Source organism: Pseudomonas sp. KnCO4, from assembly GCF_045344305.1.
Classification (GTDB): Bacteria; Pseudomonadota; Gammaproteobacteria; order Pseudomonadales; family Pseudomonadaceae; genus Aquipseudomonas; species Aquipseudomonas anuradhapurensis.
In genome coordinates this window covers 2,746,601-2,765,843 of record NZ_CP174199.1, presented here as the reverse complement: position 1 = coordinate 2,765,843, position 19,243 = coordinate 2,746,601, and the positions used below count along the sequence as shown (strand labels likewise).

General features: G+C 53.5%; 21 protein-coding genes and 1 pseudogene. 7 read left to right on the top strand and 15 right to left on the bottom strand.

The window, feature by feature from the left end; translation table 11 throughout:
- Positions 1-4: 4 nt before the first annotated feature.
- The 7 genes from ACJA3S_RS13085 to ACJA3S_RS13055 form a co-directional block, all read right to left on the bottom strand.
- Positions 5-775, bottom strand: a complete 771-nt coding sequence (locus tag ACJA3S_RS13085; protein ID WP_406822167.1) for an AraC family transcriptional regulator — start codon at positions 773-775, stop codon at positions 5-7.
- Positions 776-811: 36 nt separating this feature from the next.
- Positions 812-1,585, bottom strand: a complete 774-nt coding sequence (locus ACJA3S_RS13080) for an ABC transporter ATP-binding protein (protein ID WP_406822166.1) — start codon at positions 1,583-1,585, stop codon at positions 812-814.
- Positions 1,582-2,535 carry an iron chelate uptake ABC transporter family permease subunit gene (locus ACJA3S_RS13075; RefSeq protein ID WP_406822165.1) on the bottom strand — a complete coding sequence of 318 codons (954 nt, stop codon included), beginning with the start codon at positions 2,533-2,535 and terminating at the stop codon, positions 1,582-1,584. The genes ACJA3S_RS13080 and ACJA3S_RS13075 overlap by 4 nt, the downstream gene beginning before the upstream one ends.
- Entirely contained in the window at positions 2,525-3,487 is a 963-nt protein-coding gene (locus tag ACJA3S_RS13070) for an ABC transporter permease (RefSeq protein WP_406822164.1), read from the bottom strand. Before ACJA3S_RS13070 ends, ACJA3S_RS13075 begins: the two co-directional genes overlap by 11 nt.
- Complete coding sequence (locus ACJA3S_RS13065; RefSeq protein ID WP_406822163.1) at positions 3,484-4,440, bottom strand: siderophore ABC transporter substrate-binding protein; 957 nt, start codon at positions 4,438-4,440, stop codon at positions 3,484-3,486. The genes ACJA3S_RS13070 and ACJA3S_RS13065 overlap by 4 nt, the downstream gene beginning before the upstream one ends.
- Before the next feature lie 67 nt (positions 4,441-4,507).
- The gene (locus ACJA3S_RS13060) at positions 4,508-5,278 is read right to left on the bottom strand and encodes a helix-turn-helix domain-containing protein (protein WP_260270083.1); all 771 of its coding nucleotides are present in this window, start codon (positions 5,276-5,278) and stop codon (positions 4,508-4,510) included.
- A gap of 105 nt (positions 5,279-5,383) precedes the next feature.
- Positions 5,384-6,583, bottom strand: coding sequence for an MFS transporter (locus ACJA3S_RS13055; protein ID WP_406822162.1), 1,200 nt, complete (start codon positions 6,581-6,583; stop codon positions 5,384-5,386).
- A gap of 205 nt (positions 6,584-6,788) precedes the next feature.
- Here ACJA3S_RS13055 and ACJA3S_RS13050 point away from each other — a divergent pair, with 205 nt between their 5' ends.
- Positions 6,789-7,466: a FadR/GntR family transcriptional regulator gene (locus ACJA3S_RS13050; protein WP_260270085.1), complete on the top strand. Its 678-nt coding sequence runs from the start codon at positions 6,789-6,791 to the stop codon at positions 7,464-7,466.
- Positions 7,467-7,468: 2 nt separating this feature from the next.
- On the opposite strand, the gene ACJA3S_RS13045 is transcribed toward ACJA3S_RS13050, so the two are convergent.
- Positions 7,469-8,599: a siderophore-interacting protein gene (locus ACJA3S_RS13045; protein ID WP_406822161.1), complete on the bottom strand. Its 1,131-nt coding sequence runs from the start codon at positions 8,597-8,599 to the stop codon at positions 7,469-7,471.
- 209 nt (positions 8,600-8,808) lie between these two features.
- Between ACJA3S_RS13045 and ACJA3S_RS13040 the strand changes: the two genes are divergently transcribed.
- A complete protein-coding gene (locus tag ACJA3S_RS13040) occupies positions 8,809-9,210 on the top strand; it encodes a hypothetical protein (protein ID WP_260270087.1) in 402 nt (133 codons plus the stop codon).
- 28 nt (positions 9,211-9,238) lie between these two features.
- On the opposite strand, the gene ACJA3S_RS13035 is transcribed toward ACJA3S_RS13040, so the two are convergent.
- The 4 genes from ACJA3S_RS13035 to ACJA3S_RS13020 all read right to left on the bottom strand — a co-directional run bounded on the left by ACJA3S_RS13035 (position 9,239) and on the right by ACJA3S_RS13020 (position 12,758).
- Complete coding sequence (locus ACJA3S_RS13035) at positions 9,239-10,204, bottom strand: 1-aminocyclopropane-1-carboxylate deaminase/D-cysteine desulfhydrase (protein WP_289514863.1); 966 nt, start codon at positions 10,202-10,204, stop codon at positions 9,239-9,241.
- Positions 10,205-10,294: 90 nt separating this feature from the next.
- Complete coding sequence (locus ACJA3S_RS13030) at positions 10,295-11,494, bottom strand: MalY/PatB family protein (protein ID WP_289514864.1); 1,200 nt, start codon at positions 11,492-11,494, stop codon at positions 10,295-10,297.
- Between the two features lie 11 nt (positions 11,495-11,505).
- Positions 11,506-11,886 (bottom strand): RidA family protein, encoded by a 381-nt coding sequence (locus ACJA3S_RS13025; protein WP_260270090.1) that lies wholly within the window; start codon positions 11,884-11,886, stop codon positions 11,506-11,508.
- Between the two features lie 176 nt (positions 11,887-12,062).
- Entirely contained in the window at positions 12,063-12,758 is a 696-nt protein-coding gene (locus ACJA3S_RS13020) for a transcriptional regulator (RefSeq protein WP_260270091.1), read from the bottom strand.
- A gap of 252 nt (positions 12,759-13,010) precedes the next feature.
- On the opposite strand from ACJA3S_RS13020, the gene ACJA3S_RS13015 reads away from it, so the two are divergent.
- The 3 genes and pseudogenes from ACJA3S_RS13015 to ACJA3S_RS13005 all read left to right on the top strand — a co-directional run bounded on the left by ACJA3S_RS13015 (position 13,011) and on the right by ACJA3S_RS13005 (position 16,450).
- On the top strand, positions 13,011-14,441 hold the full coding sequence (locus tag ACJA3S_RS13015) for a Na+/H+ antiporter NhaC family protein (RefSeq protein ID WP_289514865.1): 1,431 nt from the start codon (positions 13,011-13,013) through the stop codon (positions 14,439-14,441).
- Between the two features lie 137 nt (positions 14,442-14,578).
- Positions 14,579-15,392: pseudogene (locus ACJA3S_RS13010) on the top strand (AraC family transcriptional regulator N-terminal domain-containing protein).
- 266 nt (positions 15,393-15,658) lie between these two features.
- Positions 15,659-16,450 (top strand): Shedu anti-phage system protein SduA domain-containing protein, encoded by a 792-nt coding sequence (locus tag ACJA3S_RS13005; RefSeq protein ID WP_406822160.1) that lies wholly within the window; start codon positions 15,659-15,661, stop codon positions 16,448-16,450.
- Between the two features lie 183 nt (positions 16,451-16,633).
- On the opposite strand, the gene ACJA3S_RS13000 is transcribed toward ACJA3S_RS13005, so the two are convergent.
- The gene (locus ACJA3S_RS13000; RefSeq protein WP_406822159.1) at positions 16,634-17,188 is read right to left on the bottom strand and encodes a hypothetical protein; all 555 of its coding nucleotides are present in this window, start codon (positions 17,186-17,188) and stop codon (positions 16,634-16,636) included.
- A gap of 280 nt (positions 17,189-17,468) precedes the next feature.
- On the opposite strand from ACJA3S_RS13000, the gene ACJA3S_RS12995 reads away from it, so the two are divergent.
- Entirely contained in the window at positions 17,469-17,633 is a 165-nt protein-coding gene (locus ACJA3S_RS12995; protein WP_406822158.1) for a hypothetical protein, read from the top strand.
- Between the two features lie 99 nt (positions 17,634-17,732).
- Here ACJA3S_RS12995 and ACJA3S_RS12990 read toward each other — a convergent pair whose 3' ends face one another.
- Complete coding sequence (locus tag ACJA3S_RS12990; protein ID WP_406822157.1) at positions 17,733-18,011, bottom strand: hypothetical protein; 279 nt, start codon at positions 18,009-18,011, stop codon at positions 17,733-17,735.
- A 195-nt stretch (positions 18,012-18,206) separates the two neighbouring features.
- Positions 18,207-18,599 carry a DUF6957 family protein gene (locus ACJA3S_RS12985; protein ID WP_289514870.1) on the bottom strand — a complete coding sequence of 131 codons (393 nt, stop codon included), beginning with the start codon at positions 18,597-18,599 and terminating at the stop codon, positions 18,207-18,209.
- 169 nt (positions 18,600-18,768) lie between these two features.
- On the opposite strand from ACJA3S_RS12985, the gene ACJA3S_RS12980 reads away from it, so the two are divergent.
- Positions 18,769-19,239 carry an XRE family transcriptional regulator gene (locus tag ACJA3S_RS12980; RefSeq protein ID WP_289514871.1) on the top strand — a complete coding sequence of 157 codons (471 nt, stop codon included), beginning with the start codon at positions 18,769-18,771 and terminating at the stop codon, positions 19,237-19,239.
- Positions 19,240-19,243 lie beyond the last annotated feature (4 nt).

The following is a 19,243-nucleotide window of genomic DNA, read 5'->3' as shown; positions in this document are numbered from 1 at the left end:
AACCTCAGCTGAAATAGCGCGCTGGCGTTACTCCAAACATTTCCCTGAACGCTGCAACGAAAGCTGATGACGTGCTGTATCCGATCTCAGCAGCGACTGTTGCCACAGGCGCACCGTATGCCAATAGCTCCAAGCCAACGATCAGACGCAAGCGCTGTCGCCAAGCTCCAAATGACAGCCCGGTTTCGCTGGCGAACAGCCGCTCTACTGTCCTCGCGCTCGTATCATTCTTTTTCGCGATGTCGGTGAGGGGCAAACGCCCACCTGGATCCGTCTTCACCGCATTGGCCACTGCCAATGCGCGTTCATCGGTTGGGAGCGGCAAGCTAACAGGAGTCTGGCCTACCTCGCTTAACTGATCGAGCAGCACCTGAGCCAGTCGTGCCTGGCGAGAATCCAACGGATAGTCCCAGGCGAATTGAGTGCAGGTGGTGATGAGCTCTTTTACCAAAGGCGAGGCGTCGAGCACAAAGCACTCCCCGAGATCCGGGCCAGTGAGTGCATCAGGCTGGATGTAGAGAACATTCGCCAAGGCTGGCTTTTTGAGCCGAACGCTATGAAGCGTATTCGAGGTGATCCAGATCGCACGCGAGGGCGGCAAAATCCACTCATTGGATGCGGTGGCCACGTGCAACACTCCTTGAGTGGCAAACATCAATTGATGCTTCAGGTGCAGATGGCTATCCACATAGCCAGGCTGCCACTCCTCCACTCGCCCCACCATCAAAGCGGGTGCCGCGTCCGGATCGTCGTGACCACCATGAATCATTGACATAGCAATTGCCCTTCGCTTCCAGCCCAAACGCCTCGATCACAAAACCGGCTCGGCCCTGTAGTACGTGCAGATTCTCGCATCACCGACGTCATGAATCACGATAGGCGTGTCGTAGAGGTCGGACAGCAGATCAGCTTGAATAATGGCATCGGGCGAGCCATGGTGCACGACACACCCGTCACGCATAGCGATGATCTGATCAGCGTATGCGGATGCGAAATTGATATCGTGCAGCACGATGACCATCGTCTTGCCCAGCTCATCAGCAGCCCGCCTGATCGTCCCCATCATGGCCGCGGCTTGCTTCATATCCAGGCCATTCAAAGGCTCATCCAGGAATACGTAGCGAGTGTCCTGGCAAAGCACCATTGCGATAAATGCCCGCTGACGCTCGCCGCCAGAGAGCTCATCCAGATAGCGATCAGCTAAAGCGGCCAGGTTCAGATATCCAATGGATCGGGTCACCAATGCTTGGTCATGCTCGGTCAGCCGGCCTTTAGAGTGAGGGAATCGACCAAATGAAACCAGATCCCGAACCGTCAGCCTCACGGCCACCTGGTTATCCTGACGCAGGACTGCAAGGTGCTTAGCCAACTCGCCATTAGCAGTCATCATCACATCCATGCCATCGATACTGACGGATCCAGTGCTGGGCTCTGACAGCCTACTCATCAAAGAAAGAAATGATGACTTACCGGCGCCATTAGGCCCAATAATTACCGTTATCCCGCCTTGGTCAATGGTGAGCGAGACATCATCAACTACAGTGCGCTCATTGTAGCGCTTGCTTAATTTACGAACATCTATCATTTCTTCAACCGCTTCATGACCAAGATAATAAATAGAATTCCGCCCGAGAATTCAATTACGGCACTGATGGGAAGGCGCAACGCGAAAACATGCTCCAGCAACGTTTGGCCGCCTACGAGGCACAACACAGCACAGAAGAACGCCGCCGGAACCGTGAGACGATGGCGATAATCCTTCATCACCCAGTAGGCAAGGTTGCTGACCAAGACTCCAAGAAATGTCACCGGCCCCACCAAAGCGGTGGATACAGAAACCAGGATAGACACACCTACAAGACTGACAATTAGAGTCCGAGAGTAATTTACGCCCAACCCTATAGCAGTCTCTCTACCTAGCGCGACAACATCGTATTGCCAGCGGCAGATCCAGAAAATTAGCGTTCCTGCAGCGACCAAAACCAAGGCCAGCGGTATAAGCTTCGCATGGAGTGAATTAAAGTTTGCAAACATCAACCCTTGCAAAAGCATAAAATCATTGGGATTGATCATACGCATCACAAAGCCGGTGAGGCTTTTAAATAACAGGCTAAATACAATCCCCATCAGTAAAAGCATGTGAATGCCCTGAGCATTTTTGGGCGCCACCCAACGAAACAGAGCAGTGGACGCAATCGACATGATCAAGGTGTTCGCCACAAACCCTATAAGCTCGTTCTCTCCGAACATTCCGGCTTGGCCATACAGCAAAATACCTAGTGCCTGGATCAGTATATAGAGGGAATCGAAACCCATTACTGAGGGACTGAGAATATTATTCTGCGTGATGGTTTGAAAAATCACAGAAGAGACCGCAACACAATATGCGACCACTATAATAACCGCCAATTTCCCAGCGCGAAAAGGCAGGACATATTCCCATTGACCATATGCCTCTAACGTCATGAATGCATAGACGGCCACTAGACAAAGAACGCCTAGCAGCACTAGCTTAACTCCAGGCTTAGCCAACATTTAATTTCCGAACCCTTAACATAACAAGAAGCAAGATGCTACCGAGAACGCCTATCACAGTACCGACTGGAATTTCGTGAGGATATATCAAGACCCTACCCAGCACGTCACATAACAAAAGAAACGATGACGACCAGACTGCAATCCAGGGTAACGTAACCTTAACGTTATCGCCGCATTTAAGCCTGACAAGATTGGGAATGATCAAACCAATAAAGGCTATGCCTCCTGCCACAATAACAACCAATGCAGAAATGGCTGAGACGATGGCCAACCCGATTGCCGTTAGCATATTGTGATTTAACCCGAGGCCGGTCGAAAAGTCCCGCCCAAAACCGGAGACTGTAAATTGGTTTGCCAAGTGGTAGACCAACAAAACTAACGGAACCGCCAGCCAAAGCAGCTCGTAACGCCCTCGAATCACGCTAGCGAAATCGCCGGCTGTCCAGGCATAGAGTGATTGGGTCAAATTATGGTCAAGTGCAATGGCCGTAGAAATGGAGTGAATGATTCCTCCAAATATCAGACCTATGAGTGGAGCCAGGTAAGTCGAGCGCAGGGGAATTCGATTCAAAATCACCAGATAGACCACTGCACAAGCTGCTGCACAAGCCGCCGAAACCAGCGTTTTCCCTGCCATGCCTAGGGTAGGAAAGAAGATGGCAGCTAACACAAAGCCTAATACAGCGCCTTCCATTGTTCCTGTTGTAGAAGGTTCGGCGAAACGATTACGAACGATCATTTGCATGAGCAGGCCCGCCACTCCGAGCGATGCCCCAGCTAAGATCAGAGCGAAAGTCCTCGGCACGCGGCTTTCGAATAGAACAAGCTGATAATGCCGAGCAGCCCCGCCCCATAGCTCCCATGGTCTGAAACTATCAGCACCCAGGAGCAAACTTGAAATTATCAGGACAATTAGCGTAGCTACTGAGAAAGATTGCCAAGGCCTCATTTGACAACCTCACAATTGTAGCCCTCTGCTGCACAATCAGAGGAGTCACCGGATAGCCGTAAGATCAAGCTATCAACTGTTCGTTGAAGCGACCCTAGACCAGTCAAACCGATCATGTACCAGTCATCGGTATCCAAATAGATGATCTGATTTCGTTTCCAAGCCGGTGTTTGATGAACCAGCGCATTGTCCAGCAATCGCGAGGCCGCAGCGCCATCTTCCCCGATCGCGCTGTCTCGATCGATGACAAATAACCAGTCCGGCTGCATTTTGCTTAGATACTCATAGGAAACTGGCTGCCCGTGCACAGCAACTTCCAGATTTGGATCGACAGGCCTAATACCAAATGTGTCATGAAGTATTCCAAACCTAGATCCCGGCCCGTACGCACTCATGCGCCCACCGGACGTCAGTAGAATCAAACCTCTACCCTGGCGCGAAGCCAAGGCCTTCAGACTTTTAATTGAATGTTCAAGGTTGTTTATCTTCTCAACCGCAGTTGAAACCCTTCCAAAAAGCTCCCCGAGCTTTAGGGCGTTGCGCTCACTTTCAATAAGTAGATTTCGATCATCTACCGTCAGATCAAGCGTTGGGGCGATTTCAGACAATTGCTTGAGATGGGAGCGCGACCTGTCAGCAATCAGTATGAGATCTGGATGCGCCCGGTACACCGCCTCAAAATTTGGATCGAATAACGAACCTACTTTCAGAAAACGTGAGTCGGCGTACTTGCGCAGTGCCCCTGCCCAGTGATCCACAGGTACACCACCAGGTTCAATACCAAGCTCACTCAGAGTGTCGAGGGAGCCAGGATCAAATACCAGGACAGACGAGGGTCGAACAGGAACATGTATGATCCCTTGATGAATAGGATTGATATTGGCGTAGACCAGCCCGCTTGAGCATGAAAGTGCCAAGCCCAGCAGAATTGACAGAAAGATTCTTTTCGTCATCAGAACACTAATGATTTGTATTAAAGGCAATGGTCAAATAAAAAACAAGACCACTCTCACATTGCGGCTATTTAAAATAACCGCCAGGTGTGGTTCCGAAGTGGCTTCTGAAAGCGTTGATGAATGCAGATGTACTGTCATACCCAACAGCCGACGCGACCTGATTCACAGCCAAACCTTCTGATAGTTTTTCCAAAGCTTCGACCAGACGAAGGCGGTGTCGCCACTCAGTGAAAGACATTCCCGTTTCATCCCGGAATATTCGCTCAAGGGTGCGTGGGCTTGCGCCTGCGAAGTTGGCCAGTTCAATCAAGGTCTCTTTAGATGCCGGATCGGCCCGCAAACGAGCAGTCACGCGCCGAGCTCGATGATCGACAGCCTCTGGCAGATTGACCGGGGCTCTTGGCATTTCGATCAGCTGCTCAATAAGAACTCTCACCAGTCGGGCGGATGGAGAGTCAGGCAGATAATCCCACGGCAGCTCTACGCTCGTGGCGACGAGCTCCTTGACCAGTGGAGTGACATTGATCACGGCACATTCTTGCCAGTCGGGTGCCTCCATGATCGACGGTTCGATGTAGAGCACCTTGAGCTCGACAGTGCGCTTTGCCGAAAAGCTGTGTTCCGTGCCTCCTCGAATCCAGATCGCGCGGCTCGGAGGCAGCATCCAGCTACCCTGCTGTGTTTCAACGTGGATGGAGCCTCTGATGGCATACATCAGCTGATGCCGCTCGTGGCTGTGCGTGGGCAAGCTGTCAGCATTCCAGCTCTCTGTCGCACCTACGACGAGCGCTGTTGCCAAGTCCGGATCATTGTTGCTTTGGTTAATTGCTTTCAAAGCCGCCACCATGGTTCGTGCCCATCTATCTAATGCTACTCAAATGCCGAACGCACAAAGGCGGCCCGAGAGGGCCGCGCTTTGCGCCGTATGAAGGTGCCTTTATCAGTGCCCGACTTTGGCACAGAGGGATGGCACCACCAGCATGACCACAATCACCAATGCTGCTACCGAGTAGAAGGAAGCGATCAGGCCGATGTAATGGGCAGCGTGGCCAATCGCGCCAGGGCCAGCCAGGACACCGAGGTAGCCCAGGATGCTTACCGCGGCGACGGCTTGTTGCGCTGGCATTACCTTCTGACGGCTGGTCAGGTTGAACAGGGCCGGGACAATGTTGCCTGCGGCGAAACCTGCAACCACCATACCGATCATCACGCCAACATAGCTCGGGAGCGCGGCAACCATTGCGACACCCAGGCCGGTGACAAGGAAGCCAAACATCAGCATGGTGCGTTCACCGAAACGGCTAACCAGCTTGTCACCAACGACCCGGCTTACGGCCATCGCAATTGCGAAAGCGGCATAACCAGTACCCGAAGCAGAAACGTCTACATGCTTGTGTTGAGTAAACAGAATAGCGCTCCAATCCAGCATCGCGCCCTCAGCCAGGAAGATGATGAAGAGCAAAACGCCAATTGTGATGACGTAACCTTTAGGGGCGACAAACAGAGGATGCTTCTCTTCGGACTTGGTGATGAGGAAGCCAGGCATGGCAGTGAGCACGCACCCCAAGATAACCAAGCACGCGACCGCTGCAGCGATGGCAACTGGCACACCAGCCGTCAGCAATCCAGCCATGCCACTGGCACCGATCAGGCCACCCAGGCTGTACATGCCATGGAACCCAGACATGAGGGGGGTCTTAGCCAAGTTTTGAACTTCGATGCCGTGAATGTTGGCCGCAACATCAATGGCACCAATCGAGGCGCCGAATCCGATCAGGCACAGCCCCAGCAGCTCCGGAGATGATACGGTAGCGAGCAGTGGCATTGTGATGACCAATCCAAAGCCACCAGCAATGATCAGCGGCTTGGTACCTACGCGACCCGCAAGAGCGGATGCCAATGGCATACCCAGCACCGCGCCGAAGCCCAGGCAGAGAAGGATCGTGCCCAGAAGTGCCGAATCGGCATGCATGCGAGCTTGAGCAAATGGCACCAGGGGCGCCCAGCACGCCAACGCAAAACCAGCGATGAAAAATGCCAGACGAGTGGAGCGCTTACCGCCTTTGACCACACGATCTGCATTTTCCGAAACGTTGCTGATGGTTGCGCTGGTGGCCTCACCAGCGTTGTACTGACTCATAACAAAGACCTCTACAACTGTGAATGATTTTCAATCATGCATAGTTTACCGATTTGGTCAGAATAGACATCGAGCCACTACGACTAGATATATCGATTTCTCGCCAATTCGTTCGGGGCGTACCTCCGCAGCATTTCTGCGCCTACGCCCACCCCTCCAGCTTCCCGTATAATTGACCGGGAACGCCCTAACTCACGGACAGCGCTTGATCACTCCAACCATCCAACGACGCTCACTTGTCGAGCAAACCATTGACGCCATCCGTCAACTGATTCGGGCGAAGACTTGGAGAGTCGGCGAGTGCATCCCGCGTGAGGCAGAGCTGGTAGAGCTGTTTCAGGTAGGAAGAAACACCGTGCGTGAGGCAATTCGCGTCCTTTCCCATTCGGGAATGCTCGAAGTCCGCCAAGGAGATGGAACTTACGTTCGCCGGGAGCTGGATCCTGCCGAGACGATCACTCGACTCAACCAATCAGCATTGAGCGATCACTTGGAAATGCAGTGCATCCTCGAATCGGAGGCCGCCCGCTTTGCAGCCATGCGGCGGACATCTGACGACTTGGTACGGTTAAAGAAGGCGCTAGATCTACGAGCCGCGCATGCAAGTGGCACTAACGTGGATCAACTCATAGAGCATGATCGCGAGTTTCATGAAGCGATCGTAGACGCTTCGCACAACGAAGCCCTTCAGGCGCTTTATGGGTACTTCTCCTCGTCGCTCCGGGCGCTGACCAAGACCACCATGGCCAACGAAGCATTGCCCGATCCCAGCCACGCAGACCATCTCGCGATATACGAGGCAATCCTCGCAGGCAACGATGAAGCCGCGGCACAGGCAGCCCGTGGAATGCTGGCTCCCCAGATAAGCCGCCTCAAGGAATAGGTCTACCCTACTGCCAGGTCTCGATGGTCGATTTCTCCAACCTTCCAGTATCCCGCCGCCTGGATTCTTCCTGCTTCAATGCTCCGCTCGCGGAGCAAGCGTTGACGTAAGGCTCGCACCACCGATGCCTCTCCCGCTAACCAGGCATGCCCGCCTTTGGAAGGAAACGCCGCGGAGTTCACTGCGCTCAACAAGCCCTCGCGCTCAACTGAGGCACCTTGCGAACGGTATATCCATTGCACGAGCACTCGTTCACTAATGGGCAACACCTGCCGTTCGCTGGGGTTAGCCACCTCAATGAAGACGTACGCCAGCATGTCACCGGGAAGGCTTTTCAGGATGGATTTGATGGCAGGAAGAGCAGTTTCATCACCGGCAAGCAACAGCCACTTACCGGAATCTACTGGCCATAGCCCACCCCTGATGCTGGAAAGGTGCACTTCATCCCCGACATTCGCTTGCTGAACCCATTGGCTCATGACACCACCAGAGTGGAGCGCAATCTCGAATCCAAGCTCGTCGCCATTCGGCCCGTAATTCTGAATCGTGAATGCACGCCCCTCTGCCGCTGGCTTCTCCGAGGGTAGAAAGATTTTTACCCACTCCGCAGGCTGGAGATCTCTATACGACTCCAGGCCTTGCCCCTCCAACACGACTCTGCGCACCAGCGGCGCAAGGCTTTCAATGCGTTTCACTCGGGCCAAAGTCAGCGAGGTCTGTTTCCGAAGAGGCTGAATGTGCTCACTTAAATCCGGAATGTTGCCCGTAGGGATCAGCGTCGACCGAGACTTGATGATGATGCCATCCTTTCTCAAAGCCGAACCGCATGCTTCCAAGAGCCCGCCGAAAGCAACAGGCTGGAAAGGGTTTGGATGATCGCCAGCGATAACCTTGTTACGAGTTACGCCTCCTAGAGCAACCATCATGTTCAGCTCATCCCTGGAGACGAACTGGGAGTCCGGGCCGAGCAACTCAAATTCAGGAGCAGCTTCCACCAGCCCCATGATGAGCCGGGCGAACAGAAAGGTATGCTCGGGGCTAACACCTATTTCCTCTAGAAGAAAGCCTGCTTGCGTAGGCCACGCCTCTCGCCAATTCAAAGCCCGTAGAGCCTTCAGCAGCTTCTTCTCCATCGCTGAGCACTGATGGTGCAAGTACATAACACGGCTCATCACAACCTCACAGATTCACGCATTCCAACGACTTGGTGCCACGCTTGCCGCCCCCCCAGCTCACGCCACACCCTAGGGCATAACGCACCTTTATGAGATGAAATCTCATTTGCGCATCATACATGGGATGTTAGGATGTATAAACCTTATGAAGACAGAGACAGCACGCGATGGATTACCGACTGCACGACGTCACCCAGTTTCCATTTGTCAGCCTGAAGGCATCGTCCTGTTACCCGGGTTACTCATCACAATGGGGCGCGGAGATGGAAGCGCTACTCGACAGCAATCAGCCATTCGTGGTGGCCTACGAGCCAGGCTCCTCCCAGGAGACCCCAGAGGATTACAAAGCCCGAGGGCTCTGGTTGAAGCAAAATAAGGCAAGATTCGCCGGGCGTTGTGCTGCGATGATCGCGATCATGCCGGATGCCTCTGATCGCGAGGATTTCAAGAAAAATGCTGAGAAGCGCACCAAGGGGATGGGGGTGACATACTGCTCCGCAGAAAGCTTCGAAGCTGCCGCGGCCCAGGCCGCAGCACTTATAGAGGCTGCCGAGAAATCCCACTCCTAGTGAGAAGACGCAGCGCAGGAAAGGGCAGCTAGGCCAGCAAAGCAGTTGCCCCGCCTGTATGGACAAAGAGCACACGACTTCCTGGAGCAATTTGTCCAGGTTCGACCTGTCCGATCAGCCCCGACAGGACTTTACCCGTGTACGTGGGATCCAGGAGAATGCCCTCCCTTGAAGCCATGGTATTCACAGCAAAGTCTCCCGCAGGACTCGGAATGCCATAGCCAGGCCCGATGTAGCTATAGTCCAGCCCGATATCAGCAGCAGTCCAGCTTTGATCGAATCCTGCCATTGCAGCGGCTTCCTCCGTCAGCTTGGCCATGTGCTCACGCTGAGCGAAGTAATTCGTGGTGATCACAATGCCAATTACCTTGGTACCTGGCCAGAAATGAGCGCAGCCGGCAGCGATGCCAGCAAAGGTACCCCCAGAGCCCCCGGCAACCACCAGATAATCGGGCGGCGCCTCCCCGGCAGCCTGGTACTGCTCCGCCATCTCGTGCACGCAGTTCACGTACCCTTGGCTGCCAAGCGCATTCGACCCACCTACCGGTACGATGTAAGCCGCCTCTCCCTCTTGGGCTAATTGCGCCTGGCGTTGCGCCATGTAATCCCTGACATCTTCGACAAACCGGTCGCTTTCAAAGAACTCCAACTCCGCACCCAAGAGCTTACTGAGCCGCAGATTCCCGGAGTATGTCTGAGGCGCAGCACCATCCATCACAGCGATCACACGCATCCCACTCTTGCGACCTGCCGCGGTGGTCTGTAACACATGGTTCGACTGAAGAGCCCCTGCGGTGATGAGCACCGAACACCCCTGGCTCTGAGCATCGGCAATCAAGTATTCCAACTTACGGATTTTATTGCCTCCAGCGGCGAGGCCTGTCAGATCATCCCGCTTGATCTTCAGCGTGATGCCGAGATCTTCGCTGAGACTGGGCAAATCGTGAATAGGAGTAGGGAAACATCCGAGTGGCAACCGTGGAATGCTTTGCATCGTTCGTACCTTTACATTGCTATTTCCAGCACCGGCCTTGCGAGTTTTGAGGCCGAAAAAAAGCGCCTCATAAGAGGCGCCAAGGGGAGCTTACCGCGCTGCTGCAATTGCTGACGCCATGCGTTCCATGACTTGAACCAACATTTCCCGGGGGCATGCTGGATTGATGCGGATGAAATCGTCACCTTCAGGGCCGTATTCACTCCCTGCCGATACCAGGACATTGGCATTTTTCAGGAAGAACTCTTTGAGCTGCATGCCCTGCATACCCGTTTTCGAGCAATCTACCCAAATCAGATACGTGCCCTCCGGCTTGACGACCTTGAATTCAGGAATGTTCTTCTCAACGAAGTCCATCAGGTAGTTGGCGTTGCCTTGAATGTAATCGATAGCTTCATCCAACCATGCCTCTCCTTTCCCATAAGCCGCCTTCAAACCAATGTTTGCAAAGACATTGGGCCGTTTGCTGTCCCTAGACAGCAGATCTTTGGCAAAGCGAGCGCGTAGATCAGGGTTGGAAATCACGTTCACCGAGATCTGCAGACCCGCCATGTTGAACGTTTTGGTAGGCGAAAGGCAGCTGATGGTGATATCTGCCACTGCTTCACTCAAGGATGCGATAGGAATATGCTTATGCGGCTGGTAAACCATGTCGCAGTGCACTTCATCCGAGACGATCAGGACGTTGTGCCGCAAGCAAATATCAGCAATTTTTTCCAGCTCATCACGTGTGTATACGCGCCCCGAAGGGTTTTGAGGGTTACACAGCATGAAGATCTTGGCTTTGGGGTGGCTTGCTTTCTGCTCTAGGTCATCGAAGTCGATGGAGTAAACACCGTCCTTATAGATGAGCGGGTTCCTGACCGAAACACGATCATTGGTAACTGTCAGCTCGTTCAGCAGATAGAAGGCCGGGGTCTGGAAAATGACGTGATCGCCAACCTCCGAGAAGGCCCGCACTGCACTACCCATACCGGCGATGACGCCTGGGGTGTAGCTCAGCCACTCTTCTTTCACCTGCCAATCGTAGCGACGGGCGCACCAGTCGATGAAAGAGCTGTAATAGCCTTCGGAAAGGATCGAATAACCGAAAACGCCAAATTCAGCGAGTTTTCTGACCTCTTCCACGACCACATCGGCAGTCAGGAAATCCATATCTGCTACGCCTACAGAGATGGTCTGCTCGCTATTGACCCCCGCCCATTTCATGGACGAAGTGTTGCGGCGATCAATTACGGTATCAAATTTTTTCGACATATCCACTCCAAAGGCAATCAGCAAGTTGCCCAAACTGAACTCAATTACACTGCAGCGATGACTTCTACTTCACACAGTACATTCTTAGGGAGCGTTTTAGCGGCGACGCAGGAGCGCGCCGGCTTGCTCACGAAGTATTCTGCGTAAATTTCGTTGAATTCTGCGAAATCAGCCATGTCGCTCAGGAAGCAAGTAGTCTTGATGACTTTCTCAAACGAAGTGCCAGCAGCGTCCAGAATTGCTGCAACGTTTTTCATCACGAGCTCTGCCTGCTCGCGCACGTTCGTCCCGACGACTTGGCCGGAAACAGGGTCGAGGGGAATCTGACCCGAAGTGAACAGGCAGCCATTGAACACCATGGCCTGCGAGTAGGGGCCTACCGCAGCGGGGGCGGAAGCGGTTTGAATCACACGAATATCGCTCATCACGGGGTTCCTTGAGGTAAATGCATCCCCAAACGCTATCGCATTAATTTTTTTCAGTCAATGAAATTTAGTATCGCAATCCCGCCATGGGGTCGACCGTGATTTGGCCGTGGGAGCTGTAGAATGCAAAAAGCCGCAGGCTAAGCTGCGGCTTCTCTAACCTAAGGGCCTTCAGGCTACTTAGCGCTGTTTCGGATGTGCAGATACACCGTATTCTTCGAGACCTTCAACTCGTTGGCAACGATGTTGACGGCATCCTTGAGCTCAAAAATCCCTTTGTCGCTCAACAGTGAAACGATGGTCTTGTTTTGATTGACGGCTGCAATGCTAGGATCACTCTGAACCTCCTCGCGAGCCGCATCAATGGCCGAAGTAATCAACAGCTCTGAATTTGCTGCGTAGTTTTCGGTTACTGGGGGAAGGGTATCGCCCCCTTGAGCGCCGAAGAAGCTCTCCAGGAAAGAACCCAGCGGTATGCTCATGTGCAGGTTGATGCAGAGCAAGCCGATGATGCGCTCACCCTGGCCTATGACAGGGAGGGTTGCCGACTTGATGGGTGTTTTGCCGCGGCTTCGATTGACATAGACCATGTTCTTACGGATGTCTCCGCCCTGCTTGATCTCTTGCAACATCGTCATCGCCAAATCAGTGATCGGTGCTCCCTCTGTCCGCTTTGAATAATGCCCGTTAACGACCTTGATCGCAGATTTGTCCAAATCCTCAAGGCTATGCAGGACAAACTCAAACCCGTCGCCCAAAAAAAGCGAGAGCCCATCGAGTACGGATTTGTAGGAGTCAAGGATGGCTTGATCGGTAGCAGACAGCTTCATTGAGAACTTCATCCGATAAAATTTGGCGTCAATTATTTCCATGCTATCCCATGGGGCTTGCTCTCACCAAGGAGAAAAAAACCGGCTGAGCGCGTGGCCGCACGGGGTCAAGACACATCGCGATGACTGAAATTCTTTTCATTGACTGAATTTTTTTAATGTGAAATGATCTGCCTCCATCGCGCTCCAGGCCCCCGAGATCAGGGTCTGCGAGGTGATGCACCAGGCCATGCAGCTTCACAACCTATAAAAACGCAGCCGATTAGCCGATCCGAAGTCGAAGGAGCCCCTTCCATGTCGCAAGCCAAAACAATAAAGAAACCGACCCTATCATTTGCCCTGATAACCCTGGCTTCTCTGGTATTGTTCATCGTTGTTTCTCTGGTCACGCTTAAACTTCCAATTCTTATTGTCCTGTTTTCGTCGTGGCTTTTCCTTGGCCTTTTTGCCCTTCGACTGGGTTATAACATCAAGGAAATCGAAGGAACGATCTACGAAATGCTTAAGTCCGGGGTCGGAGTATTCGCTCTCTTGCTCTCGATCGGTTGCATGGTCGCTATCTGGCTTTGTGCGGGTACCATTCCCACATTGACCTACTGGGGCCTGAGCCTCGTCACACCTCAGATGTTCCTGGTGGTAGCCTTTTTGCTCTGCACCGTAGTGTCCATGGCCACCGGGAGTTCCTGGGGCACCATGAGCACCGCCGGCGTCGCAATGCTTGGCGTTGGCATCGGTCTCGGCATCGATCCTGCGATCGTCGTAGGCGCAACGGTCTCAGGAGCTCACGTTGGTAACTCGCTCTCCCCTACCGCAGATAACTGCCTGCTTGCCTCAAGCACCTCGAAAGTCGACCTGATGGTGCTGGTCAAGCACAACGCCAAGCTCATCATTCCGGCAGCGTTGATCACTGCGCTCATGTACATGTTCTTCGGTTTCACATACGTGAACTCCGAGATGGATCCGAGCATCATCACCGGTCTGCTGAACGACCTTCATCACGTGATGAAGCTCAACATCTTCACCCTCTTGCCGCTCGCCGTCATCGTTACCCTTCTGGTTATGCGCAAGCCAGCCCTGACCGCGATTTTCGTGGGTAACCTGGTCGGCCTGTTGATCGCCGTCTTCTACCAGGGCTTCTCCGTTGCAGAAGTGGGTAACTACATGGCCAACGGCTTCACGATTAGCACTGGCAACCCCTATCTCGACCCGATTCTCAACCGCGGCGGCATCAGCAGCATGCTCTCCTTGCTGAGCATGATCATCGCCTCCCTCGGCATGGGCGGGATTTTGAAGGGCACTCAGATTCTGGATGTGATCGTTGAGTCCTTTAGTAAACTCATCCAAGGGCGGATGGGCTTGACCACTGCTTCGACGCTGGGCTGTACGCTGTGCCTGGGCGTGGTCTCGACCAACTACTTCTCGATCATCCTGAACTGCACCCTGCTCACCCCGCTTTACGTGAAGATGGGCTACAAGCCGGAAAACGCAACGCGCATCATCAACGACCTGAGTGCTTGCATGGCAACCTTCGTACCTTGGGGCTTGGCAGGGTTGTTCATCAGCGCGACGTTCAACATTGATGTCGTCTCGGTCATCCCTTACATGTTCTTCAACATCGTCGCATCAGTGCTCTGCATCGTGTACGGCTACACAGGTTTCACTATGACCAAGCTGTCCCATGAGACGCCTCAAGCGCCACAAGCTGTAGCAGCGGCGAACCACTAAACTTTGGTTTCCTTTGCCCCGGTGAACGTTATCCACGATAAAACGTTCACCGGGGCTTTTTTATGGGACGCTGATTTAATTCTCGCCTATGCCTAGGGCATCTGGGTGATCTAAAAACGCCCCTCCTTGATAACCCCATGGGCACTCTCTGCAGGGTGATCGGAGCGCACGCAAAAACCGCAGGTGACTTCCCTACAGCCATTGCAGACCTGAGCGTTTACCCGCGCAATGAGCCTGCCCCTCCGATCACCTGCATCGTCGAGCCAAGCATTGTGTTGGTCGCACAGGGCGCTAAGGAAGTGGTCATCGGAGGAGATGCCTTCCCCTACGACACAACTCGATTTCTGGTCACCTCGCTGAATATTCCCGCTCACTCCGGTAACGATTGCTAGCGACGACGCCCCTTGCCTGGGGCTGGTGTTCAAGCTCGATCTTCGGACACTGGCTGAATTGATCGCGCAAGATGGCCGGCTTCCTTCGAGTGGACATGGCCTCCAAGCAAGTGCCGGTGTAGGCGCGATGAGCTCCAAGCTGCTCGAGAGCTTCACTCGTTTGATTGAGCTCCTGGAGGAGCCTGATGCAATACCCGTCCTCTGGCTCTTGATCCAGCGTGAAATCCACTACCGACTGTTGCTGAGTGACCAAGCACCGCTACTGAGGAACATCGCCTCGGTCGGAAGCAAGGGACATAGGATTGCGAAAGCAATCGACTGGATGAAGCTGAATTATTCAACGCCGCTGCGAGTGGACGAACTGGCTTCACAGGTTCAAATGTGGCTCTCAACCTTCCATCAGCATTTTCGTCAGCTCACCGCAATGAGTGCTCTCCAGTACCAGAAATGGTTGAGGCTGAACGAGGCCAAGCGGTTGATGCTAAATGAAAACCTCGATGCTGCCACTGCAGCCTTCAAGGTCGGCTACGAGAGCCCCTCGCAGTTCAGTCGCGAATAGGGGCGCCAGTTCGGAACACCACCAAAAACGGACATAGCTGCACTGCGCCGCGGTACCTCAAATGCTTAGATAGCGGCTTACTGTGGTTTCTGAAAAGCTGCCCTGGTACCGGTAGTTTCTTCGATGAGAAGCGTCACCTTCCGGTGCCACCCTGCATCCAGATTTCCTGTCAAAAATTTCAAGCCTCGCCTTCCAAAACTCACGCTGTCTGAACGACACTCCCCTATCACACACCCATAGCACTCACCCAACAGGAACGGACTCCGATGCACCCTGATTTCCACGTCCAAGACGAATTGAAGCAACAGTTTGCGCAGCTATTGGATGAGGCTCATCCCGAGCAGGTCTACCAAACCTTCCTGGAGAAGCATACGCAGTTCATCCCTCGTGAGTTCGTCCAGAACCATGGCATTCATTTCGACCTGGTTTTCAGAAAGCTCCATTTGGCCAGCGACTACGCACCTGACTTCTTCTATATGTCGAAGAGCTCTGCTGACTGGAATCTGGTACTGATTGAGATTGAGAAACCTCAATCCAGGTACTTCAAAGAAGGCACTAACGACCTCCACCCAGATTTAGTGTCAGCTTACAATCAAATTTTGCAATGGCGCGGCTGGTTCCAGGATCTCAGTAACTACAATGGCTTCATAAATGGCACATTGGGGTCAGTACGCGAGCCCATGGGGAGGAACGCTTGCCATATCAAATATGTCCTCGTTCATGGACGCCGCCATGAATTCGCTGAGAATACGATTAGGCGCAACAAAATCAAGAGCATGGAGGGAGATGACTTCAAGATCCTGTCTTATGACAGCCTCCTTGAGGCGTTGAACAGGAAATACCCACTATACGTGTGCGCTCGGAAAAATGAGTGGGTGGATTTCCTCTCGACTGAATATGTCTCTGACGAGGTCTTCTCATATTTTGCTCCGAGCATGCTGAGGATCAATGATGAACTCAGAAAGGACATCCTCGAGAACAGGCCTAACTGGCGTATTAGTAGCCTGAAAGGCGGACGTGCGCTCGATCACGTTCTGGATAAGCTAGGTCGCTGCTGATCGACATGAGTGACTGCTGGATTTTTTCTCCATTGCGCATTTGACCACGTCCGGCAAGCGGAGCGCGCAGGCCGGGGGCCGGAGGCGTGCAGGATGGAAGCCCGCAGGGCCGAGACCCGCAAGATGCGGGGCTCGGTACACGACAGCCTGGCCGCGCAGCGGCACGCCCAAGCGCATTGGATTTTACTTGTGAAGCTTACTGAACCGCTCAACCACGACACTCGGAGCAACGCTCGGCCAGGCTTCTAAATTCGCTGACTTGCGCCAAAAATCAATAGCGCACCAGAGGAAAAACAATCCAGGAATTGCCCCACCAATCATTGAATAGCTGTGCAGAACGGGTATAGCTCCATTCGTAGGATGCTCTGCGAGAACTGGTAGAAGCGCAAGAAGAAACACAGCCACATAAGCTACCGCGAACCAGATAGCCCCATAAACCATCATGTACACCGGCGTCGCTAAGCGAAGCTTCGTCAGGCTGCGGATCCGACCATCTTCTTCTTTAAATGCATAGATCACGCCCGTGTTCTTAAGCTTGTTCCGAGACTTCTTGTACACACAGTAAAAATCGTAATGCTTGCCCGCCTCAATCTCTTCGTAAAGCTTAATTGGAATGTCAGTATTCGGAATGAGGACACCATCAATTTTCATGATCACTCGAACATTTCCTACCTTGTGCTCGAAGACTCGAATATCCTCTAGCTTTCCAGAGACCTTGATGTAATCAGCAATTGCCACGACTTGTAACTCCTGTCGGAAGAATTTCCAGCGCTTGAAAAAAGGCAAAGAAATAGCATCAGCGGCATCCTCAGGAAGCCACTTTTTATAAAACAATCTTTCAGTGCAAGCGATTAGGGCTCACAAAGAACCCCTTTGACCCGACCTTTAGAAATTCCTGCAGCCCTGCCCGGCCACCGCCCCTTCGGAACGAAGCAAGGACGTACCTTGAGTTCAGCGTGGTCGCAACCCAAAACCGCCCTTCTTTCTGAAGGCTTTGGATGTCAGACGTGCGAAGGTAATGGCCATCGGCGAATCGTCCGATCGGGCTGGCGGCGTGCACATGGCCGAAAACAACGCCTACAGCGCTGCAGGCCATGATCTGGACATTTACCAGAAACGCAGTCACGGGCAGCGGGTACCCCTGGCCTACAGCACGAGCGATTCGCAAGAGATCAAAATCTGAGTACCGCCGGCTGTGCAGGTCGACGGCATACGTATTAGAGGCAGCCAAAGAAAAGCTCCTTGCTAAGGACATGCATTAGATTGGGAGGTCTAGACCCGATCAGGCTGGCGCTCGATAGAGCTCCCTGACCTGACTGAGGGTGGCTGGATCGAAATTAGCGTCGAAGGAGTCGTTGTAGACCTTCCCGCTCTCGACCTCGAGAAGACAGACAGCACAGTCACTCTTGTCGAAACCAAGCGAAAGAGAACTCAGCCGCTCCATACGCCAATGCTCACCACCGTTCAGCCTCCCTGGGGTGACGACCTGGACATCGTCAACGATGAACTGCTCATCCTGTGCTTTCAGCATTTCGTGCAAGCGGGGCTCATCATTGAGCATCTCCTCGCCTCGCACAAACCGGCCTTCAACCCAACGCCTTACGCTGACGTGGTACCAATGCGTCGACAGCGCTCTCGACACACCATGCCAGTGTGCTAGGCCATCACCAAACATACCTGGAACACCTGCAAGCTCAGTGGTACTGGTTCTAAACATCAGTCGGATAACTCAACCGCGAGCTAGGGCTCGTCAACGTCAATAAAAGGAAAAAATTGTCTTGAGCGAAGCAGTCTGCTCCGCACCTTTGCCCACCAAAACGTAGACAGTGTTCCTCGTTTCGAAGAAATGACCATCTACCATTGCTACACCAATGCTGGAGCGTACCCAGTGACCAGGCTCAAATCGCCCTGCACTGTCCAGAACCACGTGGTGGGCGAAAAGGAACAGCGGGAGATGCCCCGCGGCTGCCACCTTTGCCAGCTCAGGCTCGGTCAGCGCCGCTCGAAACAGCGTCCACTCACGGACGAGGCAGTAGGCCTTTCCCGGGTAGCGCTCTTGCACCATCTCAACAAGCTGATCCAATTCTCCGCTGGCGCCTTCGCGCCAAACGGCCGCTTCCTGAAGCAGCTCAATTTCTGAGGTATCCACCTAAAAAGCCCTTGGTTGGTGCTCCTGCAGAGAAGACGCAGTGGCGTCCTACCACCCTTCTCTCACCTCGATGCCAGCTCCGTGAGCCTCGACGACTACGAATAATACACTGATTTAGCGTTTATTCGTAAAGCCTGGATGTGGCTATATCCTGACTTTTGAGCAAGTCATGGATCTCAGAACCGCTTTCGCAGGGGTGCTGCGCGCACTCCGCCTCGTTCGTGGCGCCCGGTACGCCGATCTCTCGGATGCCACGCACCGCCGCAAAGTCGCTGAGCTCGAGAACGCTCAGACGAGCATCACGCTCGAGCAGTTCGACGCGCTCGCAGAATCCCTAGGTCTGGATGCAATCTCTCTGATGGCGCTTTGTGTGGCGCAGCGAGAAGGAGTCGTCGCTCGTGTGCGGGTTGGGGAGTCGATGGCCAAACTCACTGACTTCGAGGCCGCCGGCGGAATAGAGTTGATCCAAGAGCAATTCGACGACACTGGTTCTCTGGTGAAGAGATCTCGTGGTCGGCCGTTGAACGCTGATAACGAGAAGGCAGTTCTCGCTCTCAAGGCTGAGGGGCTTTCGCCTCAGCAGGCAGCTACCAGGCTGGGGTTGGCGCTGACTTCTGTGATGGAGTATTGGCGGAAATAATCAC

Excerpts from the sequence above, each read along its gene's own strand:
- ACJA3S_RS13085 (WP_406822167.1), bottom strand. The coding sequence starts at position 775 with ATGTCAATGATTCATGGTGGTCACGACGATCCGGACGCGGCACCCGCT.
- ACJA3S_RS13080 (WP_406822166.1), bottom strand. The coding sequence starts at position 1,585 with ATGATAGATGTTCGTAAATTAAGCAAGCGCTACAATGAGCGCACTGTA.
- ACJA3S_RS13075 (WP_406822165.1), bottom strand. The coding sequence starts at position 2,535 with ATGTTGGCTAAGCCTGGAGTTAAGCTAGTGCTGCTAGGCGTTCTTTGT.
- ACJA3S_RS13070 (WP_406822164.1), bottom strand. The coding sequence starts at position 3,487 with ATGAGGCCTTGGCAATCTTTCTCAGTAGCTACGCTAATTGTCCTGATA.
- ACJA3S_RS13065 (WP_406822163.1), bottom strand. The coding sequence starts at position 4,440 with ATGACGAAAAGAATCTTTCTGTCAATTCTGCTGGGCTTGGCACTTTCA.
- ACJA3S_RS13055 (WP_406822162.1), bottom strand. The coding sequence starts at position 6,583 with ATGAGTCAGTACAACGCTGGTGAGGCCACCAGCGCAACCATCAGCAAC.
- ACJA3S_RS13045 (WP_406822161.1), bottom strand. The coding sequence starts at position 8,599 with ATGGAGAAGAAGCTGCTGAAGGCTCTACGGGCTTTGAATTGGCGAGAG.
- ACJA3S_RS13040 (WP_260270087.1), top strand. The coding sequence starts at position 8,809 with ATGGATTACCGACTGCACGACGTCACCCAGTTTCCATTTGTCAGCCTG.
- ACJA3S_RS13035 (WP_289514863.1), bottom strand. The coding sequence starts at position 10,204 with ATGCAAAGCATTCCACGGTTGCCACTCGGATGTTTCCCTACTCCTATT.
- ACJA3S_RS13025 (WP_260270090.1), bottom strand. The coding sequence starts at position 11,886 with ATGAGCGATATTCGTGTGATTCAAACCGCTTCCGCCCCCGCTGCGGTA.
- ACJA3S_RS13020 (WP_260270091.1), bottom strand. The coding sequence starts at position 12,758 with ATGGAAATAATTGACGCCAAATTTTATCGGATGAAGTTCTCAATGAAG.
- ACJA3S_RS13015 (WP_289514865.1), top strand. The coding sequence starts at position 13,011 with ATGTCGCAAGCCAAAACAATAAAGAAACCGACCCTATCATTTGCCCTG.
- ACJA3S_RS13005 (WP_406822160.1), top strand. The coding sequence starts at position 15,659 with ATGCACCCTGATTTCCACGTCCAAGACGAATTGAAGCAACAGTTTGCG.
- ACJA3S_RS12995 (WP_406822158.1), top strand. The coding sequence starts at position 17,469 with ATGGCCATCGGCGAATCGTCCGATCGGGCTGGCGGCGTGCACATGGCC.
- ACJA3S_RS12990 (WP_406822157.1), bottom strand. The coding sequence starts at position 18,011 with ATGCTCAATGATGAGCCCCGCTTGCACGAAATGCTGAAAGCACAGGAT.
- ACJA3S_RS12980 (WP_289514871.1), top strand. The coding sequence starts at position 18,769 with ATGGATCTCAGAACCGCTTTCGCAGGGGTGCTGCGCGCACTCCGCCTC.